This window comes from Halorhabdus tiamatea SARL4B (assembly GCF_000470655.1).
Taxonomy (GTDB): domain Archaea; phylum Halobacteriota; class Halobacteria; order Halobacteriales; family Haloarculaceae; genus Halorhabdus; species Halorhabdus tiamatea.
In genome coordinates, this window is sequence record NC_021921.1 from 1646477 (window position 1) to 1663071 (window position 16595).

Here is a 16595-nt window from a genome sequence, read left to right on the forward strand (position 1 = left end):
CCGAAGTTGTTCGGTCCGAGGAACTTCTTCTTTGGCCCCTCGTTTCCATGGACGTCCGTCGCTTTGGCACGGGCGGTCGGCGGCTCTATCGTCGTCGCTGTCGGCCGTCCGCGGATCTGTGCCCGTCAAACAGCTACATGGTTCAGACGGGGACGCTAACCCAGCCCATACACAATTGAGACCAATTCCAATTATTTTATACGGGTGCGCGGCCAACTGTTATGGGAATGCATCGAGGTGACGCGAACACGACAATCCGGGCGTCGAACCGGCCGGACACAGGAGGCCGGTCGATCCGGACGCACTCCGGTATTCCTGCGACGCGAGGGGTGCGATGTTCACGGGCATAATCGAGGACGTCGGGACCGTCGAGGCCATTGACCGGCGGGCGAACGCGCTCGTCCTGACCCTCTCGACGGAACTGACCGACCTGGAACTCGGCGACAGCGTCGCGGTCAACGGCCCGTGTCTCACGGTCGTCGAAATCGACGAATCGGCGGAAACGTTCACCGTCGAGGTGACCCCCGAGACCTATCGGCGGACCAACCTTCGGGAGCTCCACCCAGGGAGTCCGGTCAACCTCGAGTCGGCGCTGCAGTTGAACGACGGCCTCGACGGCCACCTCGTGACGGGCCACATCGATGGGACCGGCGTCGTGACCGATCTCCGCCGCGAGGAGAAAGCCCGGATCTACTCGATCCGGCCGCCGGAGAAATTGTTGCCCTACCTCGCCGAGAAGGGATCGGTGGCGGTCGACGGCGTCAGTCTGACGGTCGTCGACGTCGATCGGACCTTCAGCGTCTCGATCACCGACTTCACAGAGGAGGAGACGATCCTCACGGAGACCGGCGTCGGCGACGAGGTCAACCTGGAGGTCGACGTGATCGCGCGGTACGTCGAGCGGTTGGCCGGGGAGGCGGACGGGGAGACGGACCTCATGGAGAAACTCGAAGAACTCAACCAATGACAGTCATCGAATCGGACCGGGATCGCTCGCGCTTCGACGACGTCGAGACGGCGATCGACGCGATCGAAAACGGCGAGATGGTCCTGCTGGTCGACGAGCAGAGTCGCGAAGACGAGGGCGATCTGTACGTGCCCGCCGAAGCGGTCACGCCCGAGCACGTCAACTTCATGCTCAAACACGGCCGCGGGCTGGTCTGTGCGCCGGTCGCCCCCGAGATCACCGAGGACCTGGGCCTCGAACAGATGGTTCCCGCTTCGGAGAACACCGAAGAGATGTCCACCCGCTTTACTGTCTCGGTTGACGCCGCCTCGACGGGGACGGGCATCTCGGCGTACGACCGCGCCGAGACGATCCAGGCACTGGTCGACCCGGCGACCGAACCGGGTGACCTCGACAAACCGGGGCATATCTTCCCCCTGGAGGCCAGAGCCGACGGCGTCCTCGACCGGGAGGGCCACACCGAGGCGGCGGTCGACCTCGCCAGAATCGCCGGCTACCGGCCGGGCGGCGTGATCTGCGAGGTCGTCGACGACGACGGCACGATGGCCCGGGAAGACCGCCTCATGGAGTTTGCAGACGAACACGACCTGCCGATCGTGACTGTTGCGGACGTCCTCGAATATCGTCACCTGACCGAGACGCTGGTCTCCCGGGAGGTCGACACTCGCCTGCCGACCGAGTTCGGCACCTTCGACATGTACGGCTATGACTACCGCGGCGAGACCCACGTCGCCCTGGTCAACTTCGAGGATGTCGATCCCGCGACCGACCGGCCGCTCGTCCGGATCCACTCGAAGTGTCTGACTGGCGACGCCCTGCACTCGCTGAAGTGCGATTGTGGGTTCCAGCTCGAAGAGACCATGCAGCGCATCAGCGAGGAGGGCGGCGTTCTGCTGTACCTCGATCAGGAGGGACGCGGGATCGGCCTGCTCAACAAGCTCAAGGCCTACGAGTTACAGGAACAGGGCTTCGATACCGTCGAGGCGAACGTCGAACTCGGGTTCGAACCCGACGAGCGCCGCTTCGACGCCGCCGCCCAGATGCTCAGAGACATCGGGCTGGACCGCGTGCGCCTGCTGACGAACAACCCGCGGAAGGCCGCCGCGCTCGAGCGGTTCGACTTCGACGTCGAGATCGACTCCTTACAGATCGAACCCAACCCCGAGAACGAGGCCTACCTCGAAACCAAAGCCGAAAAGCTCGATCATCAACTCGACGTGTTCACGTCGGACTGAGATCGCGCGGAAGACTATCCAAACCACGACACAACCATGACAGACTACGACATCACCGAACTCGAAGGCGAACTGGACGCGAGTGGACTGAGCGTCGGCATCGTCCTCAGCCGCTTCAACGACCTCATCACCGGGAAACTGTTCGATGGCGCACTCGACACGCTGATGCGTCACGGGGCCAGCGAAGACGACGTCACCGTCGCCCGCGTGCCAGGGTCCTTCGAGATCCCACAGGCAGCAAAGCGCATGGCCGAAACTGGCGAGTACGACGCCGTCATCGCCCTGGGGGCGGTCATCCGCGGGGAGACGCCACACTTCGAGTACGTCTCGAACGAAGCGACCAAGGGCGTCGCGAAGGCGACCCTGGACACCGACGTCCCGATCGCCTTCGGCGTCCTCACGACCGACACGACCGAGCAGGCCATCAACCGCGCGGGCGTCAAGCAAGGTAACAAGGGCAGCGAAGCCGCCGAGAGCGCCATCGAGATGGCGAATCTCCTCTCCGAGTTCTGAGCACTGCGACCGTTCTTTTCCTCGCGACCGCCAGGGACGACAGCCACAGCGGCAGTCTCACCACCACGGAGTTCTCGGGCAGAAACTATCTATTTCGCACCAGCAGACTTAAGAGTTAGATGCGTCTAAATCCGATATCAATGCAGACGGATGTCATGGAGGATTATCTCAAGGCGGTCTACCGGCTCGAACGCGAGGAGGGGCCGCCGGTCGGGACGTCGGCCATCGCCGACGCCCTCGACGTGACGCCCCCGACGGCCACGCGGATGCTCGAGAAGCTGGCCGAGGAGGCGTTGATCGAGCGCGAGAAGTACAGCGGCGTCGAATTGACCGACCACGGTCGAGCGATTGCACTGGAGACAGTGCGTCACCACCGACTGCTGGAGGCGTACCTCGTCGAGCATCTCGGCTACGAGTGGGAGGAGGTCCACGACGAGGCCGACTGTCTGGAACATCACATCAGCGAGTCCTTCGAGGAGCGTATCGCCGACTTGCTGGGCCATCCGCCGGTGGATCCGCACGGCGAGCCGATCCCGGGCGTCGACCTCGAACCGCCGGGAGACGCCGACACCCGTCCGCTCGCAGCGTGTGAACCCGGCGAGACGGTCGTGGTCGCGACCGTGCGTGATCGCGACGAGGAGACACTCCAGTATCTCGCCGAGAGCGGCATCGTCCCCGGGCGGGAGGTGACCGTGACCGAGGTGACGCCGGTCGACGTCTACGTGCTTGAACACGAGGCGGGGACCGAACATCTCTCGGCGGCGGTCGCCGAGTCAGTCTACGTCGAAGCCCCGGCGACAGCGGACGGATCTGTTTCCGAGGAGGTGCCCGGACTGTGAGCGAATACCTGGAAATCCTCGTGGTTGCCTTCGGGATGCAACTGGCGGTGTTGCCGGGCGAGAAAGTCCAGTTCATCATCGCCGGCCTCTCGACGCGATACCATCCGCTGGTCGTGGTCTCTGCAGCCGGGAGTGCCTTCGCCGGGTGGACGGCGCTCGAAATTGTCTTCGGGAACGCGCTGAAGAACGCCCTCCCGGAGATCTATTTGACCGCGTTCACGGCCGGGCTGTTCGTGCTCTTTGCCGCTCTGATGATCCGGTCGGCCCCGGAACCGAGCGCGTCGACGGCCGAGACCGACGGGGGCGTCACAGAATCGGTCGGTGAACTCGACGTTTCGCTTTTCGGCTACAAGGTCCCGGCATTGCTCGGCGGGTGGCTCCCGATCTTCACGATGATGGCCGCCGGCGAGTTCGGCGACAAGACCCAGCTCGTGACCATCGGGCTGGCAGCCGACTACGGTGCGACCTCGGCGATCTGGGCCGGCGAGATGCTGGCGATCATCCCGATCAGCCTCCTGAACGCGTACTTCTTCCACCGCTTCGCCCACCTGGTCAACCTCCGGAAGGCCCACTTCGGCGGCGCGGCGCTGTTTGGCTTTTTCGCCGCGGACAACGTCCTCCAGATCGTCGCGGGCGTCTCCGTCTGGGAACAGCTCGTCGGTGGGGCCAGCGAGCTCCTGCTTGCGGCGATCTGACAGCGCCGAAGTGCTACTGTTCAGTGGCCGTGTTCCCGACCGCTGGCGTTTCCCAGAAGCGTTATGCCTCCGCATTTCGTATGTTCTACATAACTGCTCAGCGGGCCGGGAACCCGGTCGAGCGGGCGAGAGTGAGCGTATACACATGACTCGATCCCGAATGGAACCGGCGGACGTATCGCTCGAAGAGCTCTCGGCGTCGATTACACGCACGGGCGGAAAGTACCTTTGTGGCCTGTTGCGGTGTTCGCTCGCGGAACGCGACCAGGTCGCGACGGGCGATCTCGCGGACTGTCTTGACGTCAGCCGCGCGAGTGTCACCGAGATGGTCGAGAAGTTCGGCGAGGGCGACCTCGTCGAGCACGAACACTACAAGGGGGCAACGCTCACGGACAGGGGTGAAGCGCTCGCCCGGCACCTGCTGTGGCGACGCTGCGTCACCGAACAGTTCTTCGAGGGCGAACTCGACCTCGACGTGGGCATCGAGAGTGCCTACCGCATCGGGTTCGAGTTCCCCGACGCCGGCGTCACTCGACTCGCCGAGATGATCGACCACCCCTGTGACCGGACGTGCCAGGCGACCGACCCCGAGGAGTGCGCCCAACTCACGATCGGGTCGGCGTGAGTCGTCCCGGCCGTCGTGATCGGGACGTAACGGACCTCCATATATTATTCTCGCCAATATCGGATAACGGACCGAGAGACATTCCTAAAACGTTTCGCCGCCTCTGAGCCCGCCATGAAATGTCAATGATGGCTACGTAATCGGGTAAAACGACCTGAAACAATCCGAAGGCTCGCAGGGTTATATGGGGACATCGCTCGATAAGTGAGACACGCGACGGTGTCCCCGATGTCAAACTCCAACCCCGCACTCGCCGACCGCACGCCGCCGACCGACGCACAGCCCGTCAAGCGTCACCTCCTCGGACCCGTCCAGGGCGTCGCGTTCTGGGCGGCGATCGCGTTACCGTTTCTCCAGGTTCCCCTCCTCTTGTCCGGGTTGGGCGAGTCGACGACGCTGCTCGCCTTCCTCGCCCTGCTCGCGATCAACGTCCTGGCGCTGTACGTCGGCCACACATACGGCCAAGATTGACAGTCTCGGCCGTCAGGTCTCGCCCTCCAGCCGGCCGCCGACCGTCTCGCGGATCGCGTCCCGTTTCAGCAGGACGAACCCGAGTAAGATGACGACGAACCCGCCAGCCGTCGCGATGTCGATGATTTCTCCCAGGAACAGAAAGCCCGTCAGCGCGGCGAAGACCGGCGCGACGTAGGAGACGAGGTTGATCTCGACCGGGCCGAGTCGGTCCAGCAGGTCGAAGTAGACCAGAAAGCCCAGCGCACTCGCGACCAGCGAGAGATAGCCGAGCGAGAGAACGGCACTCGGCGTCCACTCGATCGCGGCCGGGGACTCACCGAGTACCAGACTGAGGAGGTGCATGAGGAGAGCCCCGCCGACCATCGACCACCCCTCCATCGCCTCGATCGAGAGGTCGGCGTCGAGCCAGCGGGTGAGGACGCTCCCCAGCGCAAACGAGAGGGCCGCGCCGAAGACGAGAACCGGCCCGAGGACGTCACTCGAGAGGAGTCTGCCAGGTTCAGGACGGGCGATGACGACGACGCCGGCGAATCCCAGCCCGAGGCCGAGCACGCCGAGCGTCGAGAGGCGTTCCTCGGGGAGGGCGATCCGGGCGAACCCGGCAGTCAGCACCGGCGAGAGGCTGACGACGACCGCCGCAGTCGCGCTCGTCGTCTCGAGTTCGCCGACGAACAGCAGCGCGTGATACCCCGCGATCAACAGCGTCGCACCGACCGCGATCGCTGCCAGGTCACGCCGACTCTCGGGCAGCGGATCGGTGACGATAGCGGCGTATCCAAGGACGAGCACACCCGCGATATCGTACCGGAGGGCGGCGAACAGGACCGGCGGAATCGACGCGAGCCCGGCCTTGATCGCGACGAAGGCGCTCCCCCAGATCGCGCCCAGAGCCAGAAAGGCGACGGCGTTTCGATAGCGCACGGTCGGGATTGGCCCCTGAAGCACCTACGACTTTTCATCGCTACCGAGGGGGGACACCCCCACGCCACGTCTCGCGCTCGCTCGACAGTACTACTCGTTTCGCTCGTCGTCGAGCGCGGTGAGGAGATCCTGACGGGTGACGATCCCGACCAGTTCGCCGTCTTCGAGGACGGGCAGCCGGTTGATGTTCCGGGACGTATCGGCCAGCAGGCCGAGGAGTTCGTCCAGATCAGCGCCGGGGTCGACGGTCACGACGTCCTCGGTCATGACCGTGCTGACCGGTTTGCGGGCGCTTTTGACCATATCGATCCCGACATCGAGGTCGTCCCACGACAGGTCGAAGCCGTAGGTTCGACTCTCCAGGAATGGGGGGAACCCGATCGGAATCCACAGGACGCGATTCGAGGGCTGAAACATGTCGACGAGGTCCTCCTCGGTGACGACGCCGACGACGGTGCCGTCCTCGACGACCGGAAACCCATTGAACTCGGCGCGGGCGAGTCGGGTCAGGACCTCGCTGATCTCGTCGTCGGGAGCGACCGTCTCGACGTCTTCGGTCATCACATCGCGGGCACGGACCATAGCCCAGGTGACGCACCCGGCTGCCGTAGTCGTTGTGGTGGGTTGGCGTCCAGTCCGACGACGGAGCCAACAGGAAGCCTCATTACGGTGCCGTGACAGAAATCACACAATGGCCTCGACGTGGAAGCGCGACTTCGCCAGCGGACTGATCGTCATCACGCCGTTGCTCGTCACCGTGATGGTCCTGCTGTGGCTGTACAACCGCCTGGAGGGGATTCCAGTGCCGATCGAACCCGCACCGCTGCGAGTCGGGTTGACGATCGTCGTCTTCGTCCTGCTGGTGTTCGCTGTCGGGTATCTGATGCGAACCGCCGTCGGGTCGATCCTCGAGGACGCGATCGACGACCTCATGAACCAGCTGCCGGGGCTGCGCGTCGTCTACAACGCCTCGAAGATGGCTGCCGAAACTGCGCTCTCGGGCACCGACGAACTTCAAGCCCCCGTCAAACTCGAAGTCTGGGATGGTCTCCGGATGACCGCGTTTCTGACCGGCAAAACTACTGAAGACGGTCGGGACGTCCTCTTTTTGCCGACGGCACCCAACATCACGACGGGCTTCGTCGTCGAAGTCGATCCCGACCGGCACACGGAGATCGACGAGCGCGTCGAGGACGCCCTGACCCGTATTCTCAGCGCCGGCTTCGGCGAGAGTGACGAGCGATCGGTCGCGGTCGACGTCGAGGACGTCGTCAGCGAGGTTGAAGCGGAGAGCGGTGAGCCGGGCGACAGTGACTGAAGCCTGCGAAGCCGGTCTAGACGTACGTGAACCACTCCTCGCGGTCGCCGGACTCGATGACCTCGAAGAACGCTTCCTGGATCTCGTCGGTGACCGGCCCTTTCGTCCCCGAACCGATCTCGGTGTCGTCGACGCTCCGGATCGGCGTGACCTCCGCGGCCGTCCCCGAGAAGAACAACTCGTCGGCAGTGTAGAGTTCGCCACGCGAGATCGTCGCTTCGTCGTGGACGGTGTAGCCCAATTCCTCGGCGAGGTCGATCACCGTCCGGCGGGTGATCCCGTCGAGGTTCGACTCGGCGAGGCCGGGCGTGTAGATCTCGCCGTCCCGGACGAGAAAGAGGTTCTCACCCGGTCCCTCGGCGACCTGGCCTTCCTTGTTGAGCAACAGGGCCTCGGTATAGCCGTTCTCCTCGGCCTCTAAGCTCGCCAGCACGCTGTTGACGTACGGTCCCGTGGTCTTGGCGTTGGTCGGGATCTGGCTGGAAGCGTACTTCCGCCAGGAGGAGACCGCGACGTCGACGCCCTCCTCTAAGGCTTCCTCGCCGAGATACGCGCCCCACGGCCAGACGGCGATCGCGACCTTGACGGGGGCGTCACCGGGGTTCAGCCCGAGCATGTCGTAGCCGTAGAAGGCGATCGGGCGGATGTAACACGAGGGCAACTCCTCGCGCTCGATGAGTTCGAGCGTCGCCTCGGTGAGTTCCTCGCGGTCGAAGGGGATCTCCATCCCGTAGGGTTTGGCCGACTGATAGAGCCGATCGAGGTGTTCTTCCCACCGGAAGATCGCCGCGCCGTTGTCGGTGTCGTAGCTTCGGACGCCCTCGAAGACGCCCGTCCCGTAGTGCAGACCGTGGGTGAGGACGTGGACTTGCGCGTCCTCCCAGTCAACGAACTCCCCGTCCATCCAGATCGTTCCGACATCCATGTCGTCGAAGCTCATACTACCCCGAAAGGGAGCCTCCGTTAAGAGTGTTCACGGTTCGAGTGAGTCGGATACGATTGTCGGCCAGGAAGGCTGTCACGCGTCGCCAGTATCGTCGGGGACCACCGTGAACCCGAGCGTCCGGAAGTCGTCCCGGTCGAACGTGAAGACGTGCTCGACGTCGCGGTCGGACGCGAGGACGGCACTGGTGTGATCGACGAAGGAAATCTGTTGATCGTCGTACCGACCGAACTGTTCACACGTGCGATCGAAGGACCTTCCAGCCATCGGCAAGACATTAAAGGAGTCGGCCTCGCGGATCGTCGCGAGCGCGTTCACGGCCGGGCCGTGACCGACTTTTCGGAGCAGCAACGTCGCAAGCTCGGAGAGTACATACCGGCTCGTGAACAACGGATCGTACGCGAGTTCACCGGTTTGGACCCCGCGAAAGACGGTCCGTGCACGGTCGTGTTCGGTCGCACGCTCGTTGAAACGAGCAAAGAACGCGGCTGTGTCGATAAACAGCGGTCGCGGTGATGCAGACATGCTGGACTGCTATCCGTACAGGACATCGTCGATGTCAGTGGCGCTCATCTCTTCGCCGGCATAGGTCTCTGCTTCCCAGAACCCGTCGTCCGGGTCGACGTGTTGTACGTCGATCGCTTCCGCCGTGGCACTCCAGACCAGAGAACTCCCGATCTTCTTGTTGGTGACCTGCCCGTCATCCGCCAGCTTTCGAAGCCGTTGATCCGCGTTTTGGCGGGTTACGCCAACTTCCTCGGCGATCTCCGCCGTCCCGGCCGGCTCACGTTCGGCCACTGCCGCGAGGAACTCACGATCAGCATGATCGGGCCGGAATCGACCCTGTTCGTCTCGGTCATTTCGGCTCATACGTTCCTGTATGTTCAAGAATTACTTAACGCTTTGCTCGGTAGCAACCGGTGGTGTACTGATACTGCCGGCTGTAAGTTCGTAAAGATATACGCCACACCGAGGTGGCGAATTCCTTCAGTCTGTTACAGCCGGCAGTATGAACCCACGGCTGTAAAACGTTGTAGCACGGAGTGGGAATCCAAAACGTGGGTCCAAGCGATCACCGCTCGTGAACGTGAACCGTCACCACGTCGCCGTCTCCGACGTCGAGTTCGTCCCGGAGTTCGTCGGGCGCGATGATCTCGAGCTGGACGTCGTCGTAGTGAGTCCGCTCGGGCGTGACGACGTGGGCCTTCTCGTAGGTCGCGGCGTCGCTCTCGAGCGTGATCGGGTAACAGTAGGCTGGTCCGTAGGTCCGGTCGCCGTTCTCCCAGCCGTCGATCACGATCGGGTCGAGGGCATTCATCCGCGCCCGGGCACGGGCGCTGCGGTCGTCCAGACTGAGATTGAACGTGCCGGGGAAGGGTTCATACCCGAGTTTGTCGACGAACTGTCTATGATAGCCCGACAGCGAGACGTAATGGCGACCCTCGCCCATGCCGCTCTGGACCGCCCCCGACAGGGTGACGCCGATGCCGTGCTCGAAGATCCGCTGGTACTCGGCGTACTCCTCCTGGAGGAGGCGTTCGCCGTCGTCGGTGACCCGGACCCACTGGCCGTCGCTGACGATCTCCCGGGCGACGAGATCGGCGTCCTCCAGGCGCTGGAGGCGGCGCGAGGCAGTCTGGGTGGAGGCCTCGAGTTTCGACGCGAGGCCGGAGCCGGTGATCTTGGCGTCGCCGTCGACCGCGCCGGCCAGCGCCAGGAGTTTCAGCGTCGCGAGTTCGGCGTACCCGATCGAGTCGTCCGGGAGGTCTGCCATCGCCGCCGGATTGGACGGGATGACGGATAAACACACCGGGAGCGGTCCGGCGGGACGGTCGTCAGGTCACCGACCGCCCTTCGGCGTCCATCCGGCCGTCGTCCCCTGTTCCCAGAAGTCACTCTCGGGCGCGAGTTTCTCGACCCAGGTGTCTTCCTCCCGGGCGAGCATCGCGACGCGGGAATCGGCCGATTCCTTGATGACGTCGTGGTCGGGCAGGAACTCGCCGACGGCCTCGGTGAAGGACAGGACGTCGTCGTGATCGGGCATCGCCGACCGATCCAGCCGACCCCGGGAGTGGCCGACGTGCATGTAGGCCTTCAACTCGTAGAAGTCGACGTCCGCGCGATCGGCCATCGCGGCGTACCACGCCGGCCGGGCCATGTTGTCGCCGTCGATCAGCGTCGTCCGGAGGACCGTCCGGGTCTCGTCCTTCTCCGCGAGGACGTCGAGCGTATCGATCAATCGCTCCCAGGCGCCGTCGTCGACCGCCTTGACCACGTCGTCGAACGTCCGGCGGTCGGCGGCGTCGACGGAGACGTACAGCTGCGTGGGATCGCACTTCGCCAGCATCTCGGGATCGGTGCCGTTCGAGACGAGGAAGGTCGTAATCTCGCGGTCGTGAAAGGCCTCGATGAGTTCGGGCAGGTGGGGGTACAGCGTCGGCTCGCCGTCGAGGCTGATGGCGACGTGGCGGGGTTCCATCGCCTCCTCGAAGCGCTCTCGCGGGACCGCGTCGTTGCCGCCGTACCCCGAGAGGAGCTTGCGCTGGAGGGAAATCGAGGCGTCGACGACCGCCTCGGGGTCGTCCCACGCGACGTCGTCGAGTTCGTAGGTGTGGCCGGCGTGATCGCGCCAGCAGAAGACGCAGCGCTCGTTGCACCGGACGACGGGCGTCATCTGGATGCAGCGGTGCGAGCGAATACCGTAAAAGGCGTACTTGTAGCACCGGCCCTCGCCCTGGAGTGCGTTGTCGGTCCACCCGCAGGTCTGGGCCGCGGTGTGGCCCTCGCTGTGGTAGTCGGGGTCGGTGACCTGGCGAGTGTCTTCAGTCATTGCGGTTCGGTAGTCTATCGAGGCGCAAAAGCGTACGGAAAGCCACATTCCGGGGACGTGGTCCTCCTTTCGAGTGCCTTACCGGAGTTCGTCGACGAGCGCCGTGACTGCTTCGTCGACGATCCCGCTCTCCAGACGGCCCTGCCAGAAGTCGATGTCCTCACTGTCAATCGATTGGACGCCCCACGGGACGATCCGACTCGTCTCCGGTGTCCCACCACGAAGCCAACTATCTGCAGGAATCTCGATGAGTCCGTCCAGCCAGGACTTCGTGGTTAGCGTCACCGCGATGTACTGCTCGCCGTGAAACGGCCGCCCCTCGTGATTAGAGAGGACGAGCCACGGGCGAGCGGCTTCGTCGCGCTTGAACGGATCGTCACCGAAGACGACGTCACCCCGCTCGAAGATCGGGGCGTCACCCTCGTCGGTCACTGCTCGCTCTCCGTGCTCGGATGGGATTCGCTGGGAGCGTGCTCGCGCCACGAATCCTTCGCTTCTGTACCGAGCTGGTCGTTGAACAGGGCAGTCGCTCGCTCGTAGCCACTGTACCCGTCGAGTCGATCGGCATCGTCGGTCACCGCCCAGTAGGTCGCCTTGTGTTCGACGAGATCGCGGTCCTTCAACCGCGACAGCGCGGTACTGACAACACTCTTCTCGAGCCCGGTTTGAGAGGCGATTTCCTGGGCCTCGAACGCGCGGTCCTCGTGCGCAGCGAGGAATCCCAGGACTTGATCGGGGGCGGAGAGCCCCTCGAGTTCCTCCTCGCGTGTGTTCTCGAAGGTTTCCCGATCGATGGACATGATGATGGAAAATACGTCGTCGATTGTAAAGAGTGTTAGGAGTGAAATCCATGAAAATGTCGTTAGAGATGATGGGGAACTCTATATAGGTCCCTCCTACCATGGGACGGTTCAAGTCAAATCGTATAGGAAATGCGGGTTTCAACTGCTCTCGTCACAGTACACCGATCGGGTCATGCCGGGGTCGGCTCCGAGGACGGCGATCGGAAGTCCTCGATGTGGTCGTAATAATATGCCAGCGCCCGATGAACGTCCGCGAGCGTGAGATCGGGGTACAGTTGCGTGATCTCGTCGGGATCGTAGCCGCTGTGTTCGTACGCCGAGGCGATGTCCTTCACGCGGATCCCCGTCCCTTCGACCGTCGGCGTGCCATCACTGTGGTCGGAGTCTCGAACGATTCCCATACATGCTGATTGTACGCTCTGTAACTTCAACTTGCGGTTGCATGGAGCCAGTCTCCACAAAAGCACGCTGTTCTAGGTGTCGAGCGTGTCACTAGCCAGCAGACCCGTCCGCGCGCGTCAACGGAACGACCCTACTCGCCGATCGAGATCATGCCCTTGATCGCGTCATCGTCATCGCGGGCGCGCTCGAAGGCTTCCTGGACGTTCCCCAGCGGTTCGGTAAAGTCGGCGATCCACTCGATCTCGGCCGCGCCCTCGGCCAGCAGGTCGATCGCCGGGCCGTAGCGGTTGGCATCCCGGAACGAGCCAAGCACGTCGAGTTCGTTGGTGATGATCTCTAAGGCGTCGACCTCGACGGTCGCCTCGTCGGCGAGGCCGATCATGACGACCGTCCCGCCGCGGCGGGCCGCGTCGATCAACGCCTCGACGTCGGGTTCTGAGTCGGTCGCCTCGAAGACTACGTCGGCCCCGCGACCGTCGGTATAGTCCTCGACAGTGGCGGCGAAGTCACCCTCGCGGACGTTGACCGTCGCGTCCGCGCCGTGTGCTTCGGCGCGTTCGAGTTTGCTGTCGACGATGTCGCCGACGATGATATCCGTCGCGCCCGCCGCCTTGGCGGCCTCCATCGTGACCGAGCCGACGGTCCCGCCGCCCAGGATCGCGACGGTGTCGCCGTGGCCGACGCCGCCGCGTCGGGTCGCGTGGAGGCCGACCGCGAAGGGTTCACACAGCGCGCCCTCGACCTGGGAGACGTTGTCGGGGAGGGGGTGTGCGAGGTCGGCCGGCCAGGCGACGTACTCCGCGAACGCGCCGTCAAAGGGCGGCGTGGCCATGAAGTCGACGTTGGGACAGAGGTTGTACTCGCCGCGGCGACAGTGTTCGCAGGTGCCACAGACGATGCCCGGCTCGAGCGCGACTCGGTCGCCGACTTCGAGATCCTCGACGTCGTCGCCAACCTCGGCGATGACGCCGGCGCTCTCGTGTCCAAGGAGGAGTGGGTCCTCGACGACGTACTCGCCGATCTTGCCGTGCTCCCAGTAGTGGACGTCGGACTTGCAGATGCCGACGTCGGTCATCTCGACGAGTACCTCGTCGCTGTCGGACGTCGGTCGCTCACGATCCTCGAACTCGAAGGCCAGATCCTCGGTGAGAACTGCTGTCTGCATCAAGTATCGAGTCCGGCACCGACCCGTATAAAACCCCCGCAGGCCGTGGCCGTCCCGGCCGGTGGGAGAGACCCCAGCCAGGCCGGCGGCCCACGTTTCACGACGGAAGAGCGGCCCTGTGGCCATAGTTCGACCGGGCGAGTCCGTCATCCCTATATCCGGCGGTAAAAAAGCGAGGGTATGTACCTGTCATTTCGTTCGGCGGTCGCCGCGGCGATGGGCGACGCGCTCGCGGCGCTTGACTTGCCGGCTGAGGACCTCGGGATCGAACGCCCGCCGGAGGACGTCCCGGCGGTGCTGGCTTCCAGCGTGGCCTACCGGCTCGCTGGGGACGCTGGCGCACCGCCGCCCGAAGTCGCTGCGGATATCGCGAGCGAGATCGACCCGGACGACTACGAGTACGTGGGTGGCGTCCAGACCCAGGGAGCCTACGTCAACTTCCTGCCGAGCGATCGGTACTTCGAAGGGACGCTCGAAGCCGCCCAGGCCGACGAGTACGGCACACTCGACGCCACCGGCGACTCCGTGGTCGTCGAGCACACGAGCGCCAACCCGACCGGCCCGGTCCACGTCGGCCGGGCGCGCAATCCCATCGTCGGCGATGCCCTGGCTCGCGTGCTGGAATACGCCGGCAACGACGTCGAAGTCCACTACTACGTCAACGACGCCGGCCGCCAGATCGCCGTCTTCACCTGGGCCTACGAGACCTTCGACGAAAGTGACCTCTCCGAACCTGAACGTGATTCTCCGGAGTACGAGATGGTCCGGTACTACCGGGAAGCCAACGACTACTTCGAGGAGGCAAGCGAGGCCGACCGCGAGGCCGCCGAAGACGAGATCGGGGCGATCCTCCAGGGCCTGGAGGCGGGCGACGAGGCAACCTACGAGCGCGTGAGCGAGGTCGTCGACACCGTCCTGGGCGGAATGACCGAGACTCTCGAACGGCTGCCCGCCGAGTTCGACGAGTTCGTCAAGGAGACGCGGTTCATGCGTGACGGCTCGACCGACGACGTCGTCGATCGCCTCAAGGAACTCGACGCCGCCGTCTTCGAGGAGGATGCCTGGCAACTCGACCTGCCGGATTTCGAGAAGAACCTCGTCTTCCTCCGGTCGGACGGCACGTCGCTGTACACCACCCGGGACCTGGCCCACCACGAGTGGAAGTTCGACAACTTCGATCGGGCCGTGACGGTGCTCGGCGAGGACCACAAGCTCCAGGCCGATCAGCTCTCCTCGACGCTTTCGCTGCTCGGCCACGACACCGACCGGCTCCAGCAGGTCTTCTACTCGTGGGTCAACCTGCCAGAGGGCGGCATGAGCACTCGCGAGGGCACTGGCGTCGACCTCGACGACTTGCTCGACGAGGCGATCGACCGCGCCCGCGAGGAGGTCGAAGACCGCCTCGAGGATCGCCAGCGGAGTGACGACCTCGACGGCGCGGACGTCGAGCGGATCGCCCACCAGGTCGGGGTCGGGGCCGTCCGGTACGACGTCGTCGCCAAACAGCCCACGAAGGGCATCACCTTCGAGTGGGACCGGGCGCTGGACTTCGAGGCCCAGTCCGCGCCGTACGTTCAGTACGTCCACGCGCGGTGTTGTGGGATCATCGACGAGGGGAAAGACGCCGGCTACGAGGTGCCCGAGGCGGTCAGTGCGGAAACGCTCACGACCGACGAAGAGCGCGATCTGCTCCGTGAGATCGCCCGGTTCCCCGGGGTGATCGAGCAGGCCGCCGAGGAACTACGCCCCCACGTCGTCGCGACGTACACCCGCGATCTCGCGGAAGCGTTCAACGCCTTCTACCGGGAGTGTCCTGTGCTCGACGCCGACCCGGAGACTCGACGCGCTCGGCTGGCGCTGGTGGCCGCGGCACGGACGACGGTCGCCAACGCGCTCGACGCGCTCGGGGTCGAAGCACCGGATTCGATGTAGGCGGCTGTCGAGGCACCGGAGTCGATGGAAGCTGTGGTTCGCGAAAAGAGAGTATGGACTGAACGCACGCCTCAGCGGCCGAAAACACCGAAGACGCCGCCGGACCCTTCGTCGTCGGCTTCCTCATCCGCTTCGTCTTCTTCGTCGTCTTCGGGGAACCAGACGGTGTCCTGTTCGTCGATCGATCTGGCGGGTTCGCCGATGAGTACGTCCTCGAGAATCTCGCCGAGTCGGCGGTAGGCCTCCGCCGCGGGGCTGTCGGGCGAGTTGAGCACCAGCGGTTCGTCGGTCGTCGCCTCGGAGTCCTCGGGGACGATGGCGAGCAGATCCGCCCCGAGATCGCCGGCGACGAGTTCGACGTCGTCCGGGCCGGTCGCCCGCGTCAGGATCGACCCGACGACGTCGCCGTCGACGCGCTCGGCCAGCCCGGCCGTCTTGTTCGCGTCGCCGACCGCGACCGTGTCGGGCGTCGTGACCAGCAGGACGCTGTCGGCCAGCCCCAGCGGGACCGTGGCTTCGTGACTCAGCCCCGCGCCGGTGTCGATCAGGACGACGTCGTAGGCGTTGCTCAGCGTCTTGATGACCTTCCGGAGTTTCGCGGGATCGGCGTCGGCGAAAGCCTCTAAGCTCTGTTCGCCGGGAACGACCGTCAGTCCGCCCGGTGCTTCGGTCAGCGTGTCGCTGACAGCGGCGCGCTCGGCGAGCACCTCGTGGAGGCTGCTGTCGTACTCGACGTCGACCATCGCCGCGAGGTTCGCCATCCCGAGGTCGGCGTCGACCACGACGACGTCGTAGCCGGCGTCCTCGAGTACGACCCCGACGTTGACGGCCGTCGTTGTCTTGCCGACCCCGCCCTTGCCGCCTGCGACAGTGAAAACGTGCCCCGTCATTCGCTTGTCTCGATAGACACGAGGCAAGTATATAAAGCCCCGC

Annotated in this window: 21 protein-coding genes; 9 read left to right on the top strand and 12 right to left on the bottom strand. The window is 64.5% G+C overall.

The annotated features are described in order from the left end of the window. The first annotated feature begins 334 nt into the window (after positions 1–334). From HTIA_RS08140 to HTIA_RS08170, 7 genes are all read left to right on the top strand, one after another. Positions 335–967, top strand: a complete 633-nt coding sequence (locus tag HTIA_RS08140) for a riboflavin synthase (protein ID WP_008527586.1) — start codon at positions 335–337, stop codon at positions 965–967. Further along, positions 964–2202 carry a bifunctional 3,4-dihydroxy-2-butanone-4-phosphate synthase/GTP cyclohydrolase II gene (locus HTIA_RS08145; RefSeq protein ID WP_008527585.1) on the top strand — a complete coding sequence of 413 codons (1239 nt, stop codon included), beginning with the start codon at positions 964–966 and terminating at the stop codon, positions 2200–2202. The genes HTIA_RS08140 and HTIA_RS08145 overlap by 4 nt, the downstream gene beginning before the upstream one ends. Before the next feature lie 36 nt (positions 2203–2238). Then, positions 2239–2715, top strand: coding sequence for a 6,7-dimethyl-8-ribityllumazine synthase (gene ribH / locus HTIA_RS08150; protein ID WP_008527584.1), 477 nt, complete (start codon positions 2239–2241; stop codon positions 2713–2715). Between the two features lie 140 nt (positions 2716–2855). Then, a complete protein-coding gene (locus tag HTIA_RS08155; protein WP_008527583.1) occupies positions 2856–3554 on the top strand; it encodes a metal-dependent transcriptional regulator in 699 nt (232 codons plus the stop codon). Further along, positions 3551–4249: a TMEM165/GDT1 family protein gene (locus HTIA_RS08160; protein WP_008527582.1), complete on the top strand. Its 699-nt coding sequence runs from the start codon at positions 3551–3553 to the stop codon at positions 4247–4249. The genes HTIA_RS08155 and HTIA_RS08160 overlap by 4 nt, the downstream gene beginning before the upstream one ends. Before the next feature lie 145 nt (positions 4250–4394). Beyond that, positions 4395–4874 carry a metal-dependent transcriptional regulator gene (locus HTIA_RS08165; protein ID WP_044950751.1) on the top strand — a complete coding sequence of 160 codons (480 nt, stop codon included), beginning with the start codon at positions 4395–4397 and terminating at the stop codon, positions 4872–4874. A 228-nt stretch (positions 4875–5102) separates the two neighbouring features. Further along, a complete protein-coding gene (locus tag HTIA_RS08170) occupies positions 5103–5345 on the top strand; it encodes a hypothetical protein (protein WP_008527580.1) in 243 nt (80 codons plus the stop codon). Between the two features lie 12 nt (positions 5346–5357). On the opposite strand, the gene HTIA_RS08175 is transcribed toward HTIA_RS08170, so the two are convergent. Together HTIA_RS08175 and HTIA_RS08180 are read right to left on the bottom strand one after the other, a co-directional pair. After that, the gene (locus HTIA_RS08175; protein WP_008527578.1) at positions 5358–6269 is read right to left on the bottom strand and encodes a DMT family transporter; all 912 of its coding nucleotides are present in this window, start codon (positions 6267–6269) and stop codon (positions 5358–5360) included. Positions 6270–6359: 90 nt separating this feature from the next. Then, positions 6360–6851 (bottom strand): CBS domain-containing protein, encoded by a 492-nt coding sequence (locus HTIA_RS08180; RefSeq protein ID WP_008527577.1) that lies wholly within the window; start codon positions 6849–6851, stop codon positions 6360–6362. Between the two features lie 109 nt (positions 6852–6960). Here HTIA_RS08180 and HTIA_RS08185 point away from each other — a divergent pair, with 109 nt between their 5' ends. Further along, entirely contained in the window at positions 6961–7587 is a 627-nt protein-coding gene (locus HTIA_RS08185; RefSeq protein ID WP_008527575.1) for a DUF502 domain-containing protein, read from the top strand. 16 nt (positions 7588–7603) lie between these two features. Here HTIA_RS08185 and HTIA_RS08190 read toward each other — a convergent pair whose 3' ends face one another. From HTIA_RS08190 to HTIA_RS08230, 9 genes are all read right to left on the bottom strand, one after another. Further along, on the bottom strand, positions 7604–8527 hold the full coding sequence (locus HTIA_RS08190) for a branched-chain amino acid transaminase (protein WP_008527574.1): 924 nt from the start codon (positions 8525–8527) through the stop codon (positions 7604–7606). 78 nt (positions 8528–8605) lie between these two features. Then, positions 8606–9055, bottom strand: coding sequence for a type II toxin-antitoxin system VapC family toxin (locus HTIA_RS08195; RefSeq protein ID WP_008527573.1), 450 nt, complete (start codon positions 9053–9055; stop codon positions 8606–8608). Positions 9056–9064: 9 nt separating this feature from the next. Then, positions 9065–9400, bottom strand: a complete 336-nt coding sequence (locus HTIA_RS08200; RefSeq protein WP_008527572.1) for a winged helix-turn-helix domain-containing protein — start codon at positions 9398–9400, stop codon at positions 9065–9067. A gap of 202 nt (positions 9401–9602) precedes the next feature. Continuing rightward, entirely contained in the window at positions 9603–10304 is a 702-nt protein-coding gene (locus tag HTIA_RS08205) for a DUF120 domain-containing protein (protein WP_008527571.1), read from the bottom strand. A gap of 66 nt (positions 10305–10370) precedes the next feature. Continuing rightward, on the bottom strand, positions 10371–11360 hold the full coding sequence (gene twy1, locus HTIA_RS08210; protein WP_008527570.1) for a 4-demethylwyosine synthase TYW1: 990 nt from the start codon (positions 11358–11360) through the stop codon (positions 10371–10373). 78 nt (positions 11361–11438) lie between these two features. Further along, positions 11439–11792 (bottom strand): type II toxin-antitoxin system PemK/MazF family toxin, encoded by a 354-nt coding sequence (locus tag HTIA_RS08215; RefSeq protein WP_008527569.1) that lies wholly within the window; start codon positions 11790–11792, stop codon positions 11439–11441. After that, on the bottom strand, positions 11789–12160 hold the full coding sequence (locus HTIA_RS08220; protein WP_008527568.1) for a MarR family transcriptional regulator: 372 nt from the start codon (positions 12158–12160) through the stop codon (positions 11789–11791). The genes HTIA_RS08215 and HTIA_RS08220 overlap by 4 nt, the downstream gene beginning before the upstream one ends. A 173-nt stretch (positions 12161–12333) precedes the next feature. Further along, the gene (locus tag HTIA_RS08225) at positions 12334–12564 is read right to left on the bottom strand and encodes a DUF433 domain-containing protein (protein ID WP_008527567.1); all 231 of its coding nucleotides are present in this window, start codon (positions 12562–12564) and stop codon (positions 12334–12336) included. Positions 12565–12695: 131 nt separating this feature from the next. Beyond that, complete coding sequence (locus HTIA_RS08230; protein ID WP_008527566.1) at positions 12696–13730, bottom strand: NAD(P)-dependent alcohol dehydrogenase; 1035 nt, start codon at positions 13728–13730, stop codon at positions 12696–12698. 180 nt (positions 13731–13910) lie between these two features. Between HTIA_RS08230 and argS the strand changes: the two genes are divergently transcribed. Continuing rightward, complete coding sequence (argS, locus tag HTIA_RS08235; protein WP_008527565.1) at positions 13911–15662, top strand: arginine--tRNA ligase; 1752 nt, start codon at positions 13911–13913, stop codon at positions 15660–15662. A 71-nt stretch (positions 15663–15733) separates the two neighbouring features. Here argS and HTIA_RS08240 read toward each other — a convergent pair whose 3' ends face one another. Further along, entirely contained in the window at positions 15734–16552 is an 819-nt protein-coding gene (locus tag HTIA_RS08240; RefSeq protein ID WP_008527564.1) for a MinD/ParA family ATP-binding protein, read from the bottom strand. Positions 16553–16595 lie beyond the last annotated feature (43 nt).

Excerpts from the sequence above, each read along its gene's own strand:
- HTIA_RS08225 (WP_008527567.1), bottom strand. The coding sequence starts at position 12,564 with ATGGGAATCGTTCGAGACTCCGACCACAGTGATGGCACGCCGACGGTC.
- HTIA_RS08230 (WP_008527566.1), bottom strand. The coding sequence starts at position 13,730 with ATGCAGACAGCAGTTCTCACCGAGGATCTGGCCTTCGAGTTCGAGGAT.
- HTIA_RS08185 (WP_008527575.1), top strand. The coding sequence starts at position 6,961 with ATGGCCTCGACGTGGAAGCGCGACTTCGCCAGCGGACTGATCGTCATC.
- HTIA_RS08155 (WP_008527583.1), top strand. The coding sequence starts at position 2,856 with ATGCAGACGGATGTCATGGAGGATTATCTCAAGGCGGTCTACCGGCTC.
- HTIA_RS08165 (WP_044950751.1), top strand. The coding sequence starts at position 4,395 with ATGACTCGATCCCGAATGGAACCGGCGGACGTATCGCTCGAAGAGCTC.
- HTIA_RS08190 (WP_008527574.1), bottom strand. The coding sequence starts at position 8,527 with ATGAGCTTCGACGACATGGATGTCGGAACGATCTGGATGGACGGGGAG.
- HTIA_RS08205 (WP_008527571.1), bottom strand. The coding sequence starts at position 10,304 with ATGGCAGACCTCCCGGACGACTCGATCGGGTACGCCGAACTCGCGACG.
- HTIA_RS08170 (WP_008527580.1), top strand. The coding sequence starts at position 5,103 with ATGTCAAACTCCAACCCCGCACTCGCCGACCGCACGCCGCCGACCGAC.
- argS (WP_008527565.1), top strand. The coding sequence starts at position 13,911 with ATGTACCTGTCATTTCGTTCGGCGGTCGCCGCGGCGATGGGCGACGCG.
- ribH (WP_008527584.1), top strand. The coding sequence starts at position 2,239 with ATGACAGACTACGACATCACCGAACTCGAAGGCGAACTGGACGCGAGT.
- HTIA_RS08140 (WP_008527586.1), top strand. The coding sequence starts at position 335 with ATGTTCACGGGCATAATCGAGGACGTCGGGACCGTCGAGGCCATTGAC.
- HTIA_RS08200 (WP_008527572.1), bottom strand. The coding sequence starts at position 9,400 with ATGAGCCGAAATGACCGAGACGAACAGGGTCGATTCCGGCCCGATCAT.
- HTIA_RS08220 (WP_008527568.1), bottom strand. The coding sequence starts at position 12,160 with ATGTCCATCGATCGGGAAACCTTCGAGAACACACGCGAGGAGGAACTC.
- HTIA_RS08180 (WP_008527577.1), bottom strand. The coding sequence starts at position 6,851 with ATGGTCCGTGCCCGCGATGTGATGACCGAAGACGTCGAGACGGTCGCT.
- HTIA_RS08145 (WP_008527585.1), top strand. The coding sequence starts at position 964 with ATGACAGTCATCGAATCGGACCGGGATCGCTCGCGCTTCGACGACGTC.
- twy1 (WP_008527570.1), bottom strand. The coding sequence starts at position 11,360 with ATGACTGAAGACACTCGCCAGGTCACCGACCCCGACTACCACAGCGAG.
- HTIA_RS08195 (WP_008527573.1), bottom strand. The coding sequence starts at position 9,055 with ATGTCTGCATCACCGCGACCGCTGTTTATCGACACAGCCGCGTTCTTT.
- HTIA_RS08240 (WP_008527564.1), bottom strand. The coding sequence starts at position 16,552 with ATGACGGGGCACGTTTTCACTGTCGCAGGCGGCAAGGGCGGGGTCGGC.